At 66.6% G+C, this 20,807-nt stretch carries 15 protein-coding genes; 5 read left to right on the plus strand and 10 right to left on the minus strand.

The annotated features are described in order from the left end of the window. The first annotated feature begins 17 nt into the window (after positions 1-17). Positions 18-1,670: a phosphate ABC transporter permease PstA gene (gene pstA, locus ABC977_RS09170; protein WP_369666948.1), complete on the plus strand. Its 1,653-nt coding sequence runs from the start codon at positions 18-20 to the stop codon at positions 1,668-1,670. A gap of 55 nt (positions 1,671-1,725) precedes the next feature. Next, positions 1,726-2,568 carry a phosphate ABC transporter ATP-binding protein PstB gene (gene pstB, locus ABC977_RS09175; RefSeq protein ID WP_369666949.1) on the plus strand — a complete coding sequence of 281 codons (843 nt, stop codon included), beginning with the start codon at positions 1,726-1,728 and terminating at the stop codon, positions 2,566-2,568. 130 nt (positions 2,569-2,698) lie between these two features. Here the strand turns inward: pstB and ABC977_RS09180 are convergent, their stop codons facing one another. The 8 genes from ABC977_RS09180 to murJ form a co-directional block, all read right to left on the minus strand. Next, complete coding sequence (locus tag ABC977_RS09180; protein WP_369666950.1) at positions 2,699-3,622, minus strand: LysR substrate-binding domain-containing protein; 924 nt, start codon at positions 3,620-3,622, stop codon at positions 2,699-2,701. A 46-nt stretch (positions 3,623-3,668) separates the two neighbouring features. After that, positions 3,669-4,742, minus strand: coding sequence for a succinylglutamate desuccinylase/aspartoacylase family protein (locus ABC977_RS09185; protein WP_369666951.1), 1,074 nt, complete (start codon positions 4,740-4,742; stop codon positions 3,669-3,671). Between the two features lies 1 nt (position 4,743). Further along, entirely contained in the window at positions 4,744-5,649 is a 906-nt protein-coding gene (gene rimK, locus ABC977_RS09190; RefSeq protein ID WP_369666952.1) for a 30S ribosomal protein S6--L-glutamate ligase, read from the minus strand. Between the two features lie 126 nt (positions 5,650-5,775). Continuing rightward, complete coding sequence (gene lspA, locus ABC977_RS09195; protein WP_369666953.1) at positions 5,776-6,279, minus strand: signal peptidase II; 504 nt, start codon at positions 6,277-6,279, stop codon at positions 5,776-5,778. A gap of 9 nt (positions 6,280-6,288) precedes the next feature. Beyond that, a complete protein-coding gene (gene ileS, locus ABC977_RS09200; protein WP_369666954.1) occupies positions 6,289-9,120 on the minus strand; it encodes an isoleucine--tRNA ligase in 2,832 nt (943 codons plus the stop codon). Between the two features lie 70 nt (positions 9,121-9,190). Next, positions 9,191-10,138, minus strand: coding sequence for a bifunctional riboflavin kinase/FAD synthetase (gene ribF / locus ABC977_RS09205; RefSeq protein WP_369666955.1), 948 nt, complete (start codon positions 10,136-10,138; stop codon positions 9,191-9,193). 132 nt (positions 10,139-10,270) lie between these two features. Then, complete coding sequence (locus ABC977_RS09210) at positions 10,271-12,145, minus strand: B12-binding domain-containing radical SAM protein (RefSeq protein WP_369666956.1); 1,875 nt, start codon at positions 12,143-12,145, stop codon at positions 10,271-10,273. Between the two features lie 114 nt (positions 12,146-12,259). Then, positions 12,260-13,807 (minus strand): murein biosynthesis integral membrane protein MurJ, encoded by a 1,548-nt coding sequence (gene murJ, locus ABC977_RS09215; RefSeq protein WP_369666957.1) that lies wholly within the window; start codon positions 13,805-13,807, stop codon positions 12,260-12,262. A gap of 277 nt (positions 13,808-14,084) precedes the next feature. On the opposite strand from murJ, the gene ABC977_RS09220 reads away from it, so the two are divergent. Then, positions 14,085-14,513, plus strand: a complete 429-nt coding sequence (locus ABC977_RS09220; RefSeq protein ID WP_369666958.1) for an FKBP-type peptidyl-prolyl cis-trans isomerase — start codon at positions 14,085-14,087, stop codon at positions 14,511-14,513. Positions 14,514-14,518: 5 nt separating this feature from the next. Here the strand turns inward: ABC977_RS09220 and ABC977_RS09225 are convergent, their stop codons facing one another. Both ABC977_RS09225 and ABC977_RS09230 read right to left on the minus strand, forming a co-directional pair. Continuing rightward, positions 14,519-15,256, minus strand: coding sequence for a 16S rRNA (uracil(1498)-N(3))-methyltransferase (locus tag ABC977_RS09225; protein WP_369666959.1), 738 nt, complete (start codon positions 15,254-15,256; stop codon positions 14,519-14,521). 197 nt (positions 15,257-15,453) lie between these two features. After that, the gene (locus ABC977_RS09230) at positions 15,454-16,467 is read right to left on the minus strand and encodes an aminoglycoside phosphotransferase family protein (protein ID WP_369666960.1); all 1,014 of its coding nucleotides are present in this window, start codon (positions 16,465-16,467) and stop codon (positions 15,454-15,456) included. A gap of 493 nt (positions 16,468-16,960) precedes the next feature. Here ABC977_RS09230 and aceA point away from each other — a divergent pair, with 493 nt between their 5' ends. Continuing rightward, positions 16,961-18,283: an isocitrate lyase gene (gene aceA / locus ABC977_RS09235; protein ID WP_369666961.1), complete on the plus strand. Its 1,323-nt coding sequence runs from the start codon at positions 16,961-16,963 to the stop codon at positions 18,281-18,283. Positions 18,284-18,357: 74 nt separating this feature from the next. Next, positions 18,358-20,807 (plus strand): ABC transporter substrate-binding protein (locus tag ABC977_RS09240; RefSeq protein WP_369666962.1); only part of this gene is annotated, 2,450 nt, incomplete at its 3' end.

The raw sequence follows: 20,807 nt of genomic DNA on the forward strand, positions 1-20,807 counted from the left end.
GAGTCGAGGTAAGCGAAGTGAAGAACTGGTGGAAGAGCGGGGCCCCGTGGATCTGGCTGAACGGGGGGGCGGTCACGATCAGCATGATCATGGTCTTCGGCCTGTTGCTGCTGATCCTGGTGCGCGGATTCGGCGCCTTCTGGCCGCATCCGGTGTTCGAGACGGTCTACGAGCTTCCTGGCCAGGATCCGGTGCCGGTGGTCGGTGAGCTGCGTCGTTCGGAGACACTGACCGCGCAGGCGATTCGCGAGACGGGCATCCCGATCCCCGAAGAGCAGCTAGTGGTGACGCGCCATCTGATCAAGATGGGCAACCGCGACGTGACGGGCCGGGACTTCGGCTACTTCATCGACGATTTCCTCGAGGAATGGCGCTACCCGAAAGACATGGCGGTCCTCGAGCGGCGTGAATGGGGCGACTTCTACGGCACGCCGGTGCGCCTCTTCGAGGACGGGCGGGTGGTGGCCGAAGGCGAGGCCCTGTGGTCGGAGTTCCAGACACGCGTGCGCCGCGCGAACGATCTGTTCGACGAGATCCGCTCGATCGAACGGGGGGCGATCGGCAACGTGAACTTCGCGCTCGAACGGGTCCGTCTCGACCGGCGCCGAGCGGAGTTGCGCGGCACCCTGACCGAGCAGCTCGAGGCGCAATTGCAGGAGCGCCGCGAGCACTTGCAGGCGGACTATGCGGTCCTCGAGACACGCTTGAATGAGTTGTACCGCGAGGTGGCACGCGACACCATCCTGATGCGGGCTGCCGATGGACGCGAGGTGACCATCCGCCTCGCGGACATCGTCAAGGCCTGGCAGCCGAACCAGATGTCGCTCCCGGCGAAGATCGGTTTCTACGTCGATGATTTCGTCGGGTTCATCTTCGGATACCCGCGTGAAGCCAACACCGAGGGCGGGATCTTCCCGGCGATCTTCGGGACCGTCGTCATGGTGCTCGTGATGTCGATCATCGTGACGCCGTTCGGCGTGTTGGCCGCGATTTATCTGCGCGAATACGCGAAGCAGGGGCCCTTGCTCAAGACGATTCGGATCTCGGTCTACAATCTCGCTGGCGTGCCCTCGATCGTGTTCGGTGTATTCGGTTTGGGCTTTTTCGTCTATCTGACCGGCGGTGCCATCGACCGCGCCTTCTATCCCGAGGCCTTACCGGCACCGACCTTCGGGACGCCTGGCCTCTTCTGGGCCTCGTTGACGCTCGCGCTCTTGACGCTGCCGGTGGTCATCGTGTCGACCGAGGAGGGGCTGGCACGGATCCCGTCGACGATCCGCGAGGGCTCGTTGGCCTTGGGTGCGACCAAGGGCGAAACCCTCTGGAAGGTCGTGGTACCGCTCGCGACACCGGCGATGATGACCGGGCTGATCCTCGCGATCGCGCGCGCGGCCGGCGAGGTCGCGCCCTTGATGCTGGTGGGGGTCGTCAAACTGGCGCCGACCCTGCCGATCGATGGAAACTTCCCGTTCATCCACCTCGAACGCAAGATCATGCATCTGGGTTTTCACATCTACGACGTCGGCTTCCAGAGTCCGCACGCCGAGGCCGCCGAACAGCTGGTCTACGCGACCGCGCTGATCCTGGTGCTCTTGATCGTCGTGCTGAACCTGACGGCCATCACGATCCGCAACCACCTGCGCGAGAAGTACCGTGCCGAGAGCGATTAGTCTTGACGTCTGGCGTGGCTTGTAGCGAATCGACGAAGATCATCGGAGAGGCATCATGATCCCAACCCATGCCGCGGCGGCGCCGAGTCTCAACGCCGCGCTGTTCGACACGGCGAATCGCAAGATTCGCTCCTTGACCGACGAGGAGATCGCGATCACGGTCGAGGACCTGAATCTCTATTACGGCAACGATCAGGCCTTGAAGTCGATCACGATGGCGATCGCCGCGAAGCGGGTCACGGCCTTCATCGGTCCGTCCGGTTGCGGCAAATCGACACTGCTGCGCTGCTTCAACCGGATGAACGATCTGATCGACAGCTGTCGGATCGAAGGCGCGATCAACCTGCATGACGAGAACATCTATCGGCGCGGCATCGATGTCGCCGAGCTGCGGCGCCGAATCGGCATGGTCTTCCAGAAGCCGAACCCGTTTCCGAAATCGATCTACGAGAACGTCGCGTACGGTTTGCGGCTGCAGGGGGTCAAGGACAAGCGCACGCTCGACGAGGTGGTCGAGAGCTCGTTGAAGGCCGTCGCGCTGTGGGACGAGGTCAAGGATCGTCTGCAGGTCAACGCCTTCGGCCTCTCCGGCGGTCAGCAGCAGCGGCTCGTGATCGCGCGGGCCGTCGCGATCGAGCCCGAGGTGATTCTGCTCGACGAACCGACCTCGGCGCTCGACCCGATCTCGACGGCCAAGATCGAGCAGTTGATCGACGAGCTCAAGCAGAAGTACACGATCCTGATCGTCACGCACAACATGCAGCAGGCGGCGCGCGTGTCCGACTACACCGCCTACATGTATTTGGGCGAGCTGATCGAATACGCCGACACCATGCACATCTTCACGAATCCTACTGCGAAGGCCACGGAGGACTACATCACCGGCCGCTATGGCTGAGGGGGTCGCCGTGTGGTTCGAGCAGCAGCGCTGAGCCCGCCCGGCTTCCGATCGGTTGTCTCGCCCGTTTCGCAAGGCGCTGACGAGGGGCACCTTGCCGGCGAGCCTACGCGGATGAGGTCGCGGCCTGTTACGGCGATAGCAACGGGCGCACCGACGCGGGCAGCTGCGCGACGATCAGCCGCGCGAGCGCCTCGAGCGCCTCGCGCCGCGGAAAGCTGCGGCGGTAGACCAGCGAGATGCGCCGAAAGGCATCGGCCACTTCGAGCGGGCGGATCTGGATACCGCCGTTGGTCAACCGGTGGCCCGAGGTGGCCAGGGCCGGGAGCAGCGTGCAGCCGAAACCGGCGTCGACGAGCTGCAGCAAGGTCTCGAGGCTCGCCGCGCGCAGATCGGCCATGTCCCCGTGCCTTGGTCGTTCGGCGAGACGGCAGACCTCCATGACCTGATGGGTCAGGCAATGCCCTTCGGCGAGCAGCAACAGATCGATCTGCTCGAGTTCCTGCGGCCCGATCGGGTCCCGTTCGGCCAACGGATGTCCGCACGGATGCGCGAGCCAGAAGGGCTCCTCGAACAGCGGCAGTGTGGCCAGTTCGGGGTCGTCAAGCGGCGTGGCCAGCAGCGCCGCATCCAGGTCGTGTCGGCGCAGGCGCCGCAGCAGGCTCTCGGTGATTTCCTCGAACAGGACCAGTTTCAGTTGCGGATAGCGCTGACGCAACGGAATCAGGATCAAGGGCATCAGGTAAGGGCTCAGGGTCGGGATCGCCCCGAGCCGCAGGGGGCCTTGCAGCGGATCCTGATGGGCGCGGGCGGCACGCTCGATCGCATCGGCCTGTTCGAGCAGGGTGCGAGCATGGCCGAGGATGGTGTGGCCGATCGGGGTGACCACGACGGAACGATTGGTTCGTTCGAACAGCGTGACGCCGAGCTCGTCCTCGAGCTTCTTGATCTGGCCGCTCAACGTCGGTTGGCTGACGAAACAGCGCTCCGCGGCCCGCCCGAAGTGTTGGGTCTCGGCGACCGCGATGATGTATTTGAGGTCACGCAGATTCATGGTTCATCCAACGGATCCCGGCGAGCGGGGCTGCGCAAGTCGATCTTCAGACAATCGGTGGTTCGGGATCCGGTTGCAGGCTCGGGTCCGTTTCGTGCTCGCCGTTGGCGAGCGCCGACTGGAAACGCTCGACGGTTTCCGCCGCCTCGTCCGGGCGGCCGAAGCGCGCGATGTGGTAGAGGGCCTCGCCCTCGGTCACCAGCGGCAGGTTCGTCCGGCCGATGACGACCCCGCTGACCGGCGCCACGACCGCGTCCTCCGTGTGGCGAAAGACATCGGCGATGATACCGAGTCGCTCGCCCCGCTGCACCCGTGCCCCGAGCGCCGTCAACGAGCGCAGCACGCCACTTTGGTGGGCGCGCACCCAGAGGCTGGAGCGGGCGAGGACCGGCGGTGCCGGCGCGCGGGCGTGCCATTGTGTGGGGCCACGGAGCATGCCAAGGTGGCGCATGACCGCGAGGATCCCGCGCAGCCCGGCCCGGATCGCGATCTCGTCGAAGCGCAACGCCTCGCCGGCCTCGTAGACCAGCAGCGGGATGCCGCGTTCGGCGGCCGCCGCGCGCAGCGAGCCATCGCGCAGTTCCGAGTTCAGGATCACCGGCACGCCGAACGAGGTCGCGAGCGCCGGGAGGTCCTCGTGCATATCCAGGGCCGTGCGCACCTGTGGCAGGTTCTCGCGGTGCGCGGCACCGGTATGCAGGTCGATGCCGTGGGTCGCGTGATTGACGACCTCGCGCATCAGCGTATTGGCGAGCCGCGCCGCCAGCGAGCCCGTCTCCGAGCCGGGGAAGCACCGGTTCAGGTCGCGTCGATCCGGCAGGTAGCGGGACTGACGGACGAAGCCGTAGGTATTGACGACCGGGATCGCGAGCAGCGTGCCGCGCAGGTGGCGCAACGTCTTCAAGGCCATCAGTCGACGAATGATCTCGACGCCGTTGATCTCGTCGCCATGGATCGCCGCGGTGACGAACAGGATCGGTCCGGGGCGATGTCCGTGCCGCACCTGTACCGGCAGAAAGACCGGCGATTGGGTGTAGAGGCTCGGCAGCGGTATGTTGACATCGACCCGCTCGCCGGGCTCGATCGAGCGCTTTCCGATACGTAGCGGTGCGTTGGTCACATCAGCCCTTGCCGCGCGTGCGGGTCTTGCCTTCGACGGCATTCTTCTCGATGAACTCGATCATCATGCCGGCGATGTCCTTGCCGGTCGTTGCCTCGATGCCCTGCAGGCCGGGCGACGAGTTGACCTCCATGACCACGCAGCCGTGGTTCGCGCGCAGGATGTCGACGCCGGCGACGTTGAGCCCCATGATCCGCGCCGCGCGGACCGCGGTCGAGCGTTCCTCCGGCGTGATCCGCACCGACGCGGCGGTGCCACCACGGTGCAGGTTCGAGCGGAACTCCCCCTCCTTGGCCTGGCGCTTCATCGAGGCGACCACCTTGTCGCCGATGACGAAACAGCGCACATCGGCGCCACCCGCCTCCTTGATGTACTCCTGAACCAGGATGTTCGCGCGCAGCCCCATGAACGCCTCGATCACGCTCTCGGCGGCCTTGCCGGTCTCGGCCAGGACGACGCCGATGCCTTGCGTGCCCTCGAGCAGCTTGATGACCAGCGGGGCCCCGCCGACCATCTTGATCAGATCCTCGACATCATCCGGGGCATGGGCGAAGCCGGTCACCGGCAGGCCGATACCGCGGCGCGACAGCAGTTGCAGCGAGCGGAGCTTGTCGCGGGCACGGCTGATCGCGACCGACTCGTTCAGCGGGTAGACGCCCATCATCTCGAACTGGCGGAGCACGGCGGTCCCGTAGAAGGTCACCGAGGCACCGATCCGCGGGATCACGGCATCGAAATCCGTCAACTCCTCGCCCTTGTAGTGGATCGAGGGCTTGTGCGACGTGATGTTCATGTAGCAGCGCAGCACGTCGATGACCCGTGCCTCATGACCGCGGGCACGAGCCGCCTCGACCAGGCGGCGGGTCGAATAGAGGCTCGAGTCGCGTGACAGGATCGCAATCTTCATCGGCTTGCCTCGGCCGTGCGTCGGGCGGCATTCGCTGGATGCGCGGTAGCCATGATGCCAGATCGGTTGGCGTTGCGTCTGGCCTTCTGAGCGCGCGGGCCGACCATCGCGCCGGCGCTGGGCAGGTCAATCACGAGCACTGCTAGTCCGGGCTGTGCCGTCCGCGCGAAACGACGCGAACAGCAGCAGCATGACGCCGACCGAGATCGCGCTGTCGGCGATGTTGAACGCCGGCCAGGGATTGAAGAGGGCGAGTGGGATCACCGGCAGGTAGACCTGCACGAAGTCGATGACATGCCCGTACAGGACGCGATCGATCAGGTTGCCGACCGCGCCACCGATGATCAGCGCCAGCGATACGGCGAGGAGCCGCTCGCCGGATCCAAGCCGCGTGAGCCAGACGGCCAGGACCAGGCTCATCCCGGCGGCGAAGGCCGACAAGCCCCAGCGCTGCCAGCCCCCGGCATCGGCCAGGACGCTAAAGGCCGCGCCTTCGTTGAACATCAAGGTCAGGTTGAAGTTGGGAATGACCGGATACGGCAGATACGGGGTCAGCCAGCCCAGGGCCAGGACCTTGGTGATCTGGTCCAGGACCAGAACCGCCAGCGAAAGCCACAGCCAACGTGCCATCGGCGACTCCTAGACGAACTGCCGGGTCTCGCCGGACCCGTCGAGGTTTTCGATGCAACGGCCGCACAAGGCCGGGTGGCTCGGGTGCGTGCCGACATCAGGACGATGGTGCCAGCAGCGCACGCATTTGGTGTGCGCCGACGCCGTGACCGCGACCGTGAGATCGGGCTGGACCGTCGCCACCGCCGCTTCTGGCCGGTCCGCGATCGGATGCAGCCGAGTCTCCGACACGATGAGCAGGAAACGCAACTCGTCTGCGAGCCGCGTCAGTCGCTCGAGCGACGCGGGTTCGGCATAGAGGTCCAGCTCGGCATCGAGCGCGGAGCCGATCTGCCCGGCCTTGCGCGCTGCCTCGAGCGCCGGGGCGATCGCGGTGCGCGCGGCGATCACCTGATCCCAGAAGGCCCGATCGAACGGATCGTCGGCGGCCAGTGGTTCGAGCCCCGAGTACCAGGTCTCGAGATGGACCGAGGCACCGCGCTGGCCGGGGATGTGCGGCCAGATCTCGTCGGCGGTGAAGCTCAAGATCGGCGCGAGCCAACGGGTCATCGCCTCGATGATGTGGTACATCGCGGTCTGGCACGAGCGCCGCGGCCGTCCGTCCGAGCGCGTGGTGTACTGACGGTCCTTGATCACGTCGAGATACAGGCCGCCGAGATCGACGACGCAGAAGTTGTGGACCTTCTGGTAGATCAGATGGAACTGATACTGCCGATAGGCCTCGATGATCTCCTGTTGCAGGCGCCAGGCGCGATCGACGACCCAGCGATCGAACGCGAGCCGCTCCGTCGGCGCGACGAGGTCGGTCGCCGGGTCGAAGCCATCGAGGTTCGCGAGCAGGAAGCGGGCGGTGTTGCGGATCCGCCGGTAGGCATCGGCGGTGCGCGTCAGGATCTCGTTGGAGACGCTCATCTCGGCACGGTAGTCCGTGGCCGCGACCCACAGGCGGATGATGTCGGCGCCGAAGGTCTTCATGACATCCTGGGGCCGGACCACGTTGCCCTTCGACTTGGCCATCTTCTCGCCTTTGGCGTCGACCGTGAAGCCGTGGGTCAGCACCTGCCGATAGGGCGCGCGGTCGCGCATCGCGACCGCGGTCATCAGCGACGATTGGAACCAGCCGCGGTGCTGATCGGACCCTTCCAGGTACAGATCGGCCGGCAGCGTCTGGTCGGGGCGTCGCTCGAGGACGCAGGCGTGGGTCACGCCGGAGTCGAACCAGACGTCGAGGGTATCCTGCACCTTGGTGAAACGGTCCCCTTCGTCGCTGCCGAGCAGGTCCGCCGGGTGCAGCGCAAACCAGGCCTCGATGCCTTGCTGCTCGACGCACCGGGCGACCTCTTCGATCAGTTCGGCGGTGCGCGGATGCGGCTCGCCCGTCGTCTTGTCGAGCAGCAGCGGGATCGGCACGCCCCAGGTCCGCTGGCGCGAAATGCACCAGTCGGGCCGACCCAGGACCATGTTCTCGATCCGCGTCCGACCCCAGTCGGGCAGCCAGGAGACCTGGCCGATCTCGCGCAGGGCCGCCGCGCGCAGCCCGTGGCGATCCATGCTGATGAACCATTGCGGCGTGGCGCGGAAGATGATCGGCGTCTTGTGGCGCCAGCAATGCGGATAGCTGTGCGTGAAGCGCTCCTCGCGCAGCAGGGCACCGCGCGCCTTCAGGACCTCGACGACGTGCTCGTTGGCCTTGAAGACGTTCTCGCCGGCGAACAGGGGTGTCCCCGGCCGGAAGCGGCCGTCGCCGCCGACCGGGTTGTCGACCGGGAGCCCATAGCGGTTGCCGACGATGTAGTCGTCGAGCCCATGTCCGGGCGCCGTGTGCACGGCCCCGGTGCCGGCCTCGAGCGTGACGTGCTCGCCGAGGATCACCGGTACCTCCCGGTCGTAGAAGGGGTGGCGCAGCTTCAGCCCCTCGAAGGCGGCGCCCTGCGCGTACGCGATCACGCGATAGGACTCGAAGCCCCAGCGATCCATCGTGTCCTTGAGCAGACCTTCGGCGACCAGCAGCCGTTCGCCGGCCGTCCCGTCGCCGGTCTGGACCAGGACATATTCGAGCTCGGGGTTCAGCGCCACCGCCTGGTTCGCCGGCAGGGTCCAGGGGGTCGTGGTCCAGATCACCATGGCCATCGGTCCATGACCCTGGTGTTCCGGCCGGCCGTCGCAACGGGCCAACAGGGACTCCTCGCAGACGACCGGAAAGCGCACGTCGATCGCGATCGATTGCTTGTCGTTGTACTCGACTTCGGCCTCGGCCAGCGCCGACCCGCAGTCGATGCACCAATGCACCGGCTTCTCGCCGCGTTGCAGATGACCGTTGGCGATGATCCGGCCCAGCGCGCGGATGATGTCGGCCTCGAACTGGAAGTCCATCGTCAGGTATGGATTTTCCCAGTCGCCGAGGACCCCGAGGCGCTGGAAATCGCGGCGCTGCGCATCGACCTGGCTGGCCGCGTATTCGCGACACGCTTGGCGGAACTGCGTGGCGCTGATCTTCGCGCCCGGCTTGCCGCGGCGCTTCTCGACCTGCAGTTCGATCGGCAGGCCGTGGCAGTCCCAGCCCGGCACATAGGGCGCATCGCAGCCGTCGAGCGTCCGTGCCTTGACGATGATGTCCTTCAACACCTTGTTGACCGCATGGCCGATGTGGATTTCGCCGTTCGCATAGGGCGGGCCGTCGTGGAGCACGAAGGTCGGATGTCCCTTGCGTGCGGTCCGGATCCGCCCGTACAGATCCAGCTCGCCCCAGCGGGCCAGCATCTCCGGCTCGCGCTGGGGCAGGTTGGCCTTCATCGGGAAGCCGGTCTTCGGCAGGTTCAGCGTATCTTTGTAATCAGCCACGAATAGGGTCTCTCGAAGGAAGCGGTGCGAAATCGTTGGACCGGGCGCTCCGGTCAGGTACCGGCCGGGGTCATCGAGCGATCCTGGCCGGACAGTCCAGATAGGTCCGGGCTGCGGCGACATCGCGCCCGATCTGCTGCGTCAGTTCCGCAAGCGAGTCGAAGCGCCGCTCGTCGCGCAGCTTGAGCCGCGGCTCGACCTCGGCGTGGCGGCCGTAGATGTCGCCGGCGAAGTCGAACAGGTGGACCTCGAGCAGCGGGCGGGGTTGGTCGCCGACCGTTGGTCGCCAGCCGATATTGGCGACGCCTGGCCACGGCGCCTCGGCGACACCCTGAACCATGACCGCATAGACGCCGCGGAGCGGACTCACGCGGCGGTTGAGTCCGATGTTGGCCGTCGGAAAGCCGATCGCCCGGCCGCGCTGATCGCCATGCACGACCCGCCCGCAGATCCGGTAAGGACGCCCCAGCAGATGCCGGGCCTGGTCCAGGTCGCCCTGTTCGAGGGCCTCGCGGATCCGGGTGCTGCTGATGCGCTCGGTGCCATGCGTCAGGGTTGCCAGGTCCTCGACGACGAAGCCGAACTCGGCACCCATCGCGCGTAGCAGTTCGATGTCGCCACCGCGCCCGCGGCCGAAGCGAAAATCATCGCCGACCATCAGGCAGGCGACCCCGAGGCGATCGACGAGCAGATCGCGGACGAACTCGGCGGGCGCCATTGCCGCCAGGCGCGGACCGAAACCGAGCAGGACCACCCGTTCGATGCCGCAATCGGCGACGGCCGCGAGCTTCTCGCGCAGCCGCGTCAGTCGCGCCGGGGCCGCCTGCGGGGCCAGCACCTCGAGCGGTTGGGGCTCGAAGGTGATAAGGGTCGCCGGTAAACCCTGTGCGCGTCCCCGCTCGAGCAGATGCCGCAGCACATGCCGGTGCCCCCGATGCACGCCGTCGAAGTTGCCGATCGTCGCCACACAGCCCAGTGGGTGGGCGCCCAGGTTATGAATGCCGCGGATGACCTGCATCTGCACCCATCATTCGGTCAACCAAACGCATAAGTATAAGCCGGAATTGGCGCAAATTCCGAGCGTATTGGCGAACCCCACCTGCGGCTGCCTGAACCGTTTCGGGCATCTCGCACGTTCGGGGCTATGTCGTTACTTCGCCGCCACCAGTGCGGAATCCGCCGAGCCTTTGGTGTCCAACGGGTCATCTTCGGTGCGTTGCGCGCCCGGGTCGCGCAGCGCGGTATCCATGTAGGGTGCCGGCACACGGCCGTCTTTGGGGCGGGTTTCGGCACGCACCCGCCGATACAGCCGCCAGACGCCGAAGGCATAGACCAAAAAGCGGCTGTAGGTCCACAGGAACTCCCCAATGCGCCGGGGGTAGAACAGCAGCGGGTTCTCGGTCGGGAATCCGGGGCGGCGCTGCGTGCGCACCTTGCGGCGGAAGAAGCCGCCCTGCAGTGGGTGCACGCCCTCGAAGCGGATGCACCCGTAATATTGCAGCGCGGTCTGCATGATCCGCAGCGGGTTGCGACCGAAGGTGGCGATGCGCCGCATCTGGCGCTCCAGGTGGTCGCGCGAGTAGAAGATGTCCCAGGCCTCGCGGTAGATGCCCAGCCATTCGGCCTTGGTCATGAGCGGATGGGTCGTGCAGACGTGCTCCAGATCGTAGGCGTTGAGGTCCGGCTCCAGCGCCACGCCAGCCTTGTGCAAGGTCTGATGGTCGGCCGAGCCGGGTAGCGGTGTCAGACAGAAGAACTCCAACACGTCCAGCGGCAGCTCGCGTTTGATCAATTCGATGTCGGCGCGAATGCTCTCGACGGTGTCGCCCGGAAAGCCCAGGATGTAACCACAGAGCGTGGTCACGCGCGCGCGCTGCCAGGTCAGCAGCATCTCGCGGTAGTTGGCGATCTTGTTCTGCTTCTTGCCGGCGGCCTGGAGGTTGGCCGGATTGATGTTCTCGAGTCCGATGAAGACCCGCGACACCCCGGCTTGTCGCGCCCTCTCGACGAAGCCGGGCAGGGTGTGACACATGGTGTCGACCTGGATCGTGAAACTGAATCGGACGCCCAGTTCTTCGCGTACCGCGGCGATGCGCTCGAAGATGGTCTGCCAGTTGCGGTTGCGCGCGAAGTTGTCGTCGGTGATGAAATACTGGCGGATGCCGTGAGCCAAGTTGGCTCGCAGCAGGCGTTCTACGTCGTCGGCGTCGCGATAGCGGGATCGGCGCCCCTGGACGTTGATGATGGTGCAAAAACTGCAAGTGAAAGGGCAGCCGCGTCCGGCGTCGAAGGTGCCGGGCATGGTCGAATAGCGGCGCACGACCTCGGGCGGGAGAAAAGGCAGCGGCTGACCTTGCATGTCCGGGAGGTCATCCATGAAGTCGTAAAGCGGTTGCAGCGTCCCCGCGTGGGCGGCGCGCAACAGGTCGATGACGCGTCCTTCGCCTTCGCCGGCGAACAGCGTGATGCCCTCGTCCATCGCGGTTCGAAGCTCCGGTGGCAGTTCGGGCAGCATGGCCAGGCAGCCGCTGACGTGGAACCCGCCGATCGCGACCGGCAGCCCGGCGGCACGAAACGGCCGGGCTAGATCCAGCGCCCGTGGAAACTGGTTGGACTGCACGCCCACCAGGCAGATGAGTCCGCCGCCGCCTCCGCGGCGGATGCGCTGGATGATGCGGTGCACCGGAATCACGGTGTTGGTCTCGTCGTAGGCGTGGATGTCGATGTCTATGTCCGCACCGAGAACCTGTCGCTCACGAGCCTCCTGCATCAGGCCATAGAGGCAGGCGAGTGAATTCGAGGGAACCCAGGCCCGGCGCCACTGGATCACATAGCCCTGGTCGTCGTAGTGGGACGGCTTGATCAACACCACATGGAAGGTACGCCGTGCCTTGTCGGTGCCGCGGAGAATGTCGGTCGGGAGCCCGGATGTACTGTTTCGAGGGCCGTTGCCACGCGGCTCGGGGGACGAAGCGGCCGATTGAGACCGAGGCTGGTGACTGACGCTGGGTTGGCTCGTGGGCATCGGGTGACCTGCCGAACTCGGCTCTTGTCGGTGTGGCGTAAAAGCGAGCATAGACGACCTTGCGTTGCAGCGTCAGCCCTTCAGGCCATCGGCTGGGCCCCCATCGCGAGGTGCTCAGCGATCCGATTCGGCCTCGTGCAGCAGATGCCGCGGCCGAATCCCGAGCAGCCATAGGGTCGCGAGATACACGAAGCCGCCGAGCAGGATCCAGACGAATAGCCTGGCGACCCGCTCGAGCCCGCCGAGCGCGAGCCAGTCGGCGGTCGGTCCGGCCCCGAGGTGCAAGAGGCCGCCCATCAAGATCGTCGCCGAACCCACCTTCGCGCACAGGCCGGCCCAGCCGGCCTCCGGCCGATAGATCCCGGCGCGCATCAGCCCGAGAAGCAAGAGCACGGCATTGAGGCCGGCGGCCAGACTCGTCGCCAGCGCCAGCCCGGCATGCCCGAGGGGCGCCATCAGGGCCAGGCTCATCAGCAGATTGGCGGCCAGCGCGATCAACGCGATGCGCACGGGCGCGGCCATGTCCTGCCGGGCATAGTAGCCTGGTACCAGCACCTTGATCGCCATGAAGGCGACCAGCCCCACCGCATAGGCCATCAGGCTGTAACTGGTCATCGCGACATCGCTGGCGCCGAACTCGCTGGAATGGAACAGCGTCGCGATCAGCGGGCCGGCCAGTACGACGAGGCCGGTGCCGGCCGGTACCCCGAGCATCAGCACCCAGCGCAACGCCCAGTCGAGTGTGTGCGAGAAGGCCTGCGGCGTCTCCGCCGCGTACCGCCGCGACAAGCGCGGCAAGATCACGACCCCGAGCGCGACGCCGAGAAGCCCCAGCGGAAACTCGACTAGCCGATCCGAGTAGTAGAGCCATGAGATGCTGCCGGCGACCAAGAAGGACGCGAGCAGCGTATCGAGCAAGAGGTTGATCTGCGTGACCGAGACACCGAGCAGGGCCGGTCCCATCAGGCCGGCGATTCGACGCACCCCGGGGTCGCGCGGCCGCACCCGCGGGCGGGGCAGCAGTCGCAGCCGCGCGAGGAAAGGGAGTTGGAAGGCCAGTTGCATGATGCCGGCGATCAAGACTCCCCAGGCCAGCGCGACGATCGGCTCGGGCATCTGCGGTGCGAGCCAGACGGCGCAACCGATCAGGATCAGATTGAGCAGCACCGGCGTGAACGAGGGCACACCAAAACGCTCGAAGGTGTTGAGCAGACCGCCGGCCAGCGCAGTCAGGCCGATGAACAATAAGTAAGGGAAGGTGAGCCGCAGCATCTCGGTGGTCAGCTCGCGCTGCCCGAGATCGCCGGCAAAACCGGGTGCAAACGCCAGCAGCAGCGGCGGCGCAGCGAGCACACCGAGCGCCGTGATCAGGAGGAGCGCGAGCCCCAGCGTTCCGGCGAGGCTGTCGACGAGCCCTTTGAGGTCGGCGAAGGAGCGCCGCTGGCGATACTCCTCGAGGACCGGGACCAGCGCGGCCGAGAAGGCCCCTTCGGTGAAGAGCCGGCGCAGGAAATTGGGGATCTTGAACGCGACGAAGAAGGCGTCGGTGGCCCCGTCGGCCCCGAACAGACGCGCGATGACGAGGTCGCGGGCGAAGCCGAGCAGGCGCGACAGCAGCGTATTGCCGCCGACCTGTGCGATCGAGGCGGTCAACGACGGCATCGGTTGAGATCCCGGGCGGCCGGGCCTGTCGCTTCCCGGCGATTGGCCGCCGAGTCGGCCGGCATTGGGTTGGTTTGCATCCGCTGGTAGGCTGGGCTAGAGTGATCCATCATTCTTCCGATCGTTGAACAAGTCCTCGCATGGCCTCGTCGCGGCCAGCCGTGAATACCCGCCTTTAGGCTCGCTGGCGATAACCCTTTCGCCGAAGGCCGCGCCTACGCCATGCGAATAGGTGACGAGACGATCAATGGCGGCCCGCGATATCGAGGAGGTATCGATGAACGAAGCTAAGCAAGGCGACACCGTAAAGGTTCACTATACCGGGACGCTCGATGACGGCACTGTGTTCGATTCGTCGCGTGGCAACGCACCGCTCGAGTTCACGCTCGGGGCCGGTGATGTGATTCCTGGCTTCGACAGCGCTGTTACCGGCATGGCGGCCGGTGACACCAAGACAGTCGTGATCCCGGCCGCCGAGGCCTATGGGCCGCGCAACGAGGAGATGACGCAGCCGATCCCGCGCGCGGCGATCCCCGACGAGATCGAGTTGGCGGCGGGCCTGATCCTGCATGCCGAGGCCCCGGATGGCAACAAGCTGAGTTTCACCGTCGTCGAGTTCGATGACGAGCGTGTACTGATCGACGGCAATCATCCGCTCGCCGGTCGCGATCTGACCTTCGCGCTGGAGCTGGTCGAGATCGCCTGATCCGGTCAGCACCGGCGAAAATCCCCCCACAGCACTTGGATGGCGGCGATCGCCGCCAGCGGGGCCGTCTCGGTTCGCAGGATCCGTGGGCCGAGCCGGACCCCAGTGAAGCCGGCGCGAAGCGCCGTACCCCGCTCCTCGTCATCGAGTCCGCCTTCGGTGCCCACCAGCAGGGTCACGGCCCCTTGCGGTGCCGCCAGATCGGGCAGGCACCCTTCGGCGCGCGGATCCAGCAACAGGCCGCCGGGCTGCCCCCGCGCGAGCCAGTCGCCGAGCCGAGTCGTGGGCGCCAGCAACGGCAGCCGACGCCGACCGCTTTGCTCGCAGGCGGAGATCAGGATGCCGCGCCAATGCCGTTCGCGTTTCGCGAGTCGGTCTCCTGCGAGCCGCACGACACTGCGTTCGGTGAACAGCGGTTGAATCTCATTGACGCCGAGCTCGACGGCCTTCTGCAGCGCGTAATCGAAGCGCTCCCCTCGCGAGACCCCGAGGCCGAGGCGAATCGTCAGGCTCGGGTGCGCCTCCGGGAGTCCGTCCGCCTGCTCGACCGCGATCCGCACGCCGCGTCGGTTGGTATCTAGCAATCGGCCGGCATAGTCCAGGCCGTCGCCGTTGAACAGCCGGATCGCGGTCCCGGTCGTCAGGCGCAAAACGCCGATCAGGTGCTGCGTCGCGTCGGGCGGGAGGACGAGCGTCTGACCTGGTGCCAGGGGCTCGTCGACGAAGATCCGGTGGTCGCGCATCTCGAATCACTCCGCATCGGGCCAGGGCCGATGATCATCCCAGGTGACACGCGATCCGTCGCCGGCCGCCACGGGCAGGGCATGGGTGCCTTGATCGAGGTCGCACAGGCGGGCGGTCCCGTGGCGTCCTCTCGCCACTATCAATGGCCAGGTGGCCAGATCGGCCGGATTCGCCACGGTGCGCGCGCCCTACGGGATCAGGTCGTGCGTTCCTCGCCCCCGGCTCGAGCGGCGCGAAAGGCCGGGACGACGCGCCCGTCGATCAGGTCGGCAAGCGGCGCGAGTTCCGGGTAGGCCCTTGCCACGGCCAGCACATAGTCGAGCGTGCGGGGGATGTCGGCCAAGTAGCCGGGTCGGCCATCACGCAGCTTCAGACGCGCGAAGATCCCGGCGGCCTTCAGGTGGCGCTGGACGCCCATCAGGTCCATCCAGCGCGGCACCCGGTCGATGAGTCCGGGATCCAGGATCCGCCGCTCCTGGGCCAGGTCGAGATAGTCATGCAACCACGCCTGAACTCGTTCGGCTGGCCAGGCGATGTAGCAATCGCGGAGCAGCGAGACCAGATCATAGGTCAGTGGCCCAAGCACTGCATCCTGAAAGTCCAGGATCCCGGGCGACGGCGTGCTGACCATCAGGTTGCGTGAATGGTAGTCGCGATGCACGGCAACCTGCGGTTGCTGCAAGGCGTTGTCGACCAGCAGGTCGCGAATGGTCGCGAGCGCGCGGAGCTCGCCGTCACGCAACGAGAGCCCGAGCAGGCCGGCCAGCAGCCAGTCGTCGAAGATCGCCAATTCGCGCCGCAGCAAGGCCTCGTCGTAGGCCGGCAAGCCGGTCGTCGGAGCCCGGTCCTGGATCAGGATCAGCGCACCGAGCGCGTCGCGGTACAGCCGCTCGGCGCGTTCGGCATCGAGCACCTCCAGAAATGTCTTGGTACCCAGATCACTGATCAGCAGAAAGCCCTGCTCGAAATCGGCGGCAAGGACCTGTGGCAGGTTGAGTCCGACGGCACGCCAGGCCGCGGCGATCCGTGCGAAGCGGCGACCGTCCTCGCGCTCGGGTGGGGCGTCCATCGCGATCAGCGTGCGGTGGCCGAGCTCGATCCGCCAGTAGCGCCGCGCGCTGGCATCGCCGGCGACCGCGGTCATCGCCAGCGGTGGGGCACCGAGTTGTGCGCCGAGCCAAGCGGTCAGGCGCATGGTGCGGTCGGACATACAGATACTCCAAGGGGGCGTGGGGCGGATCGCGGTGCCGAATTTGTTCCATGTCCCGCCTGAGGCGAAGCTCGGTCTCGCGCGGATGATGGTGCATCGCGAGCATCCGGAAGATCCGGATCCCGCTCCTCCAGGCGTTCGAATGCCTCGGCGACGACGCGCGCACGGGTGCGCTCATCGGGAGCCGAGGTCGGGGCTTCGTACAGGGCGACGCGCGAGGTCGCGGTCGAGTACTCTGCCAGCGCATTGGCCTCGCGGCAAGTCGCGGCGGGCCAAACGCCGGGCAAAGAGAGGCGTATTTGCAATATATAAAATTAGGATAATTGTATTTGCAAATAGTCGGTGCGTGCCTAATCTTGCGGATTTATGACCAAGTTGAATGGTCAATAATTCTCAGCCGGTCTCGCACGGCTTGCGCGTGCCTCCGTTTGGCGGAAGGGTGCGCGGCCACCGATCGGCGGTCTGGCCCATCACCGCTACCGAGGTATTCACGATGACCCGCGACGAACAGATCAAGGCCCTCGAGCAGGACTGGGCGGAGAACCCGCGCTGGACGGACGTCCGGCGCGGCTACACCGCCGCCGATGTTGTGCGCCTGCGAGGCTCGCTGCAGCCCGTTCACACCTATGCCGAGCGTGGTGCCGAGCGTCTTTGGCACCTGCTCCGCGGTGGTTCGAAGAAGGGTTATGTCAACTGTATGGGGGCCATCACCGGTGGGCAGGCCTTGCAGCAGGCCAAGGCCGGGATCGAGGCCATCTATCTGTCCGGTTGGCAGGTCGCCGCGGACGGGAACACGTCGGAGACCATGTATCCGGATCAATCGCTGTACGCGTACGATTCGGTGCCGACGATGGTGCGGCGCATCAACAACGCGTTCAAGCGCGCCGATGAGATCCAGTGGGCGAAAGGCGTGGAGCCGGGCGACGAGCGTTATGTCGACCACTTCCTGCCGATCGTCGCCGATGCCGAGGCCGGATTCGGCGGCGTTCTGAACGCGTTCGAGCTGATGAAGAACATGATCGTCGCCGGGGCCGCCGGTGTGCACTTCGAGGACCAGTTGGCCGCGGTCAAGAAGTGCGGGCACATGGGCGGTAAGGTTTTGGTCCCGACGCAAGAAGCGGTACAGAAGCTGATCGCCGCGCGCCTGGCGGCCGATGTTTGCGGTGTCCCGACCTTGCTGTTGGCGCGCACCGACGCCGAGGCGGCGAACCTGCTCACCTCCGATTTCGATCCCAACGACCAACCCTTCGTCATCGGTGACCGGACCAGCGAAGGCTTCTACCGCGTCAAGAACGGGCTGGAGCAGGCGATCAGCCGCGGTGTCGCCTATGCGCCCTATGCGGACCTGGTTTGGTGCGAGACAGCGACGCCGGATCTCGGGTTCGCGCGCGAGTTCGCGACCGCGGTGCTCGCCGAGAACCCGAACAAGCTCCTTGCCTACAACTGCTCGCCGTCGTTCAACTGGCGCAAGAACCTCGATGATGTGACCATCGCGCGGTTCCAGGACGAGCTGTCGGACATGGGTTACAAATACCAGTTCATCACGCTCGCCGGCATCCACAGCATGTGGTACAACATGTTCGATCTCGCCTATGAGTATGCGCGTGGCGAGGGGATGCGTCACTATGTCGAGAAGGTCCAGGAGCCCGAGTTCGCGGCGCGCGACAAGGGCTACACCTTCGTCTCCCACCAGCAGGAGGTCGGCGCCGGCTATTTCGACGACGTGACCACGGTGATCCAGGGTGGCGCCTCGTCGGTCACGGCGTTGTCCGGGTCCACCGAGGAGGCGCAGTTCACGAGCGCTGCCCGCCGCTGAGGCATTGACCGAGGCGCCGGAACCGGTGATCCTCTCGGCATTCGACGCCTTGACCTGGGGATGCCGCGGAGAAGATGTGGAAGAAGATCGCCGGACCGGCGCTGCTGTTGGCGGTGATCGTCGCGCTGGCGGTGTTGTTGGTCGATCCCTGGTCGCGCGCTCCGGTGCCGCCGGGGTCGGGCACCGTCACAGCGGCGCCGAGCGATATCGTCGGGCGCCAAGGCGCGCTCGTCGATCGCGTCGTCTTCACGCGCGAGGGCGACCTCGGCAAGGTCACGGGCCTGATCGAGAGCGGTACGCTGCACATCTTCGGTCAGGGCATCACGAGCTCGGCCGTGTTCCGTCGCCTGCGCGACACCGAGGGCGCCGCCTACGATCTGGCCTACGGCTCGTCGATGGAGGTGACGGTCAACCCGGCCGGTCCCCTCTTCGCGAATGGTGATCTCAACCCCTTCCATGTCCCGGCGATTCGCGAGGCGCTGAACTGGCTGATCGACCGGCGCTATGTCGCCGACGAACTCTATGGTGGCCTGGCGGTGCCGCGCGTCCTGCCGCTGAGCACGGCCTTCGCCGATTACGCGCGGCTGGCCGACCAGGCCCGCGCGCTCGAACTCTATTACCGCCATGACCCGCTCGCCGCGCGCGAGCGGATCCGCCGCGAGATGGAGGCCCTCGGCGCCGAGCTCGTCGGCCGACTCTGGCACTTCGAGGGCCGCCCGGTGCGGCTGCGACTCTTGATCCGTACCGAGGACACCCGCCAGCAGATCGGCGACTATCTCGCGAACCTTCTGGAGGATCAGGGCTTTCGCGTCGACCGGCTGTACCGCACCGCCGAGGAGGCTTCGCGCATCTGGATCGCCGGCGACCCCCGTGCCGGCGGCTGGCATCTCTACACCGGTGGCTGGGTCGCGACCGTCGTCAATCGCGACGAGGCCGGCAGTTTCAGCTACTACTACACGCCCCGTGGTCGGCCCGAGCCGCTGTGGCAGGTCTATGAACCCGATCCCGAGTTCGACGCGATCGCCGAGCGGCTGGAGCGCCGCGACTATGCGACCTGGGACGAGCGCCAGGTGCTGATGGTCCGCGCGCTCGAGCTCGCGATGCGCGATTCGGTGCGGGTCTGGGTCGCCGATCAGCTCAATGTCGCGCCGCGCTCGCGCGAGCTCGATCTGGCCTCGGACCTGGCCGGCGGCGTCGCCGGCTCCTGGCTGTGGCCATACACGATCCGCTTTCACGGCCGGGTCGGCGGCGAGGTCGTGTTCGGCGTGCCGAACTTGTTGACCGAGCCCTGGAACCCGGTCGCCGGCAGCAACTGGCTCTATGATCAATTGATCATGCGCGCGCTCGATGACCCGACGCTGCTGCCCGATCCCTACACCGGACTCTTTTGGCCGCAACGGATCGCGCGGGCCGAGGTCAGCGTGCAGCAGGGCGTGCCGGTGACCCGAACACACGATTGGCTGACGCTCGACCACGAACCCGAGATCCGGGTCTCGGCCGAGGCCTGGATCGACTGGGATCCGACCGCGCGGCGGTTCGTCACAGTCGGCGAGCGCCATCCCGACGGGCTCACGGCCCGCACGCGGACCCGTGTCCATTACGAGGCCGGCTTTCTGGCGCGCCGTTGGCACGATGGCAGCCCGATGTCGCTCGCTGATCTGGTGCTGCCCTGGATCCTGGCCTTCGACCGTGCCGATCCCGACAGTCCACTCTACGATGCGAGCTACGTGCCGACCTTCGAGGTCTTCCAACGCCACTTTCGCGGCTGGCACATCGTCTCGCGCGAGCCGCTCGTCATCGACGTCTACAGCGACCAGATCTTTCCGGACGCCGAATCGATCGTCGCCGCGCGCACGCCGTCGGTCTCGCCGTGGCACACGCTGGCCGTCGGAATCCTCGCCGAGCGGGCCGGCGACCTGGCCTTCTCATCGGACAAGGCCGATCGCCTCGAGATCGGCTGGATGAGTCTGGTCGCCGGCCCGAGCTTGGCGATCCTCGAGCGGCACCTGGCCCGAGCCCTTCAGCAGGCGCATGTGCCCTACTACGAGGTTCTGGCGGCGGTCCTCGCCGATGGCGAACCGGCCGCGCGCTACCAGGCCCTGACCCGCTGGTTCGAAGAGCGCCGCCACTTCTGGGTCGGCGATGGCCCCTTCTATCTGCGCTCGGTGCACCCGGTGGAGCGGACCGTCGTGCTGCAGCGGTTCGAGGCCTTTCCGGACCCGGCCGACAAGTGGCTGCGCTTCACGGATCCGCAGATCCCGGAACTGGCCCTTGACGGGCCGCTCGTGATCGCGCTGGATCAGGAGCTCGAGCTCGATCTCGCGATCAGCTTCGCCGGTGAGCCCTATCCGGCCGAGGCCATCGAGACGGCCGACTTCCTGCTGTTCGACGGCACGGGCCGGCTGGTCGAGCGCGGCGCGGCCGAGCCCGTCGCGCCCGGGCAATGGCGGATCCGGCTGACGCCGGCGCAGATCGCCGCCGTCGGTCCCGGGGCCAACAGCCTCGAGGTCGCCGTGACCTCGCG

Origin of the sequence: Thioalkalicoccus limnaeus (assembly GCF_041197575.1) — a bacterium.
Taxonomy (GTDB): domain Bacteria; phylum Pseudomonadota; class Gammaproteobacteria; order Chromatiales; family Chromatiaceae; genus Thioalkalicoccus; species Thioalkalicoccus limnaeus.

Bases quoted from the DNA above. Each gene is read 5' to 3' on its own strand.
- pstB (WP_369666949.1), top strand. From the start codon at position 1,726: ATGATCCCAACCCATGCCGCGGCGGCGCCGAGTCTCAACGCCGCGCTG.
- ABC977_RS09180 (WP_369666950.1), bottom strand. From the start codon at position 3,622: ATGAATCTGCGTGACCTCAAATACATCATCGCGGTCGCCGAGACCCAA.
- rimK (WP_369666952.1), bottom strand. From the start codon at position 5,649: ATGAAGATTGCGATCCTGTCACGCGACTCGAGCCTCTATTCGACCCGC.
- lspA (WP_369666953.1), bottom strand. From the start codon at position 6,279: ATGGCACGTTGGCTGTGGCTTTCGCTGGCGGTTCTGGTCCTGGACCAG.
- ribF (WP_369666955.1), bottom strand. From the start codon at position 10,138: ATGCAGGTCATCCGCGGCATTCATAACCTGGGCGCCCACCCACTGGGC.
- ABC977_RS09210 (WP_369666956.1), bottom strand. From the start codon at position 12,145: ATGCCCACGAGCCAACCCAGCGTCAGTCACCAGCCTCGGTCTCAATCG.
- murJ (WP_369666957.1), bottom strand. From the start codon at position 13,807: ATGCCGTCGTTGACCGCCTCGATCGCACAGGTCGGCGGCAATACGCTG.
- ABC977_RS09220 (WP_369666958.1), top strand. From the start codon at position 14,085: ATGAACGAAGCTAAGCAAGGCGACACCGTAAAGGTTCACTATACCGGG.
- ABC977_RS09225 (WP_369666959.1), bottom strand. From the start codon at position 15,256: ATGCGCGACCACCGGATCTTCGTCGACGAGCCCCTGGCACCAGGTCAG.
- ABC977_RS09230 (WP_369666960.1), bottom strand. From the start codon at position 16,467: ATGTCCGACCGCACCATGCGCCTGACCGCTTGGCTCGGCGCACAACTC.
- aceA (WP_369666961.1), top strand. From the start codon at position 16,961: ATGACCCGCGACGAACAGATCAAGGCCCTCGAGCAGGACTGGGCGGAG.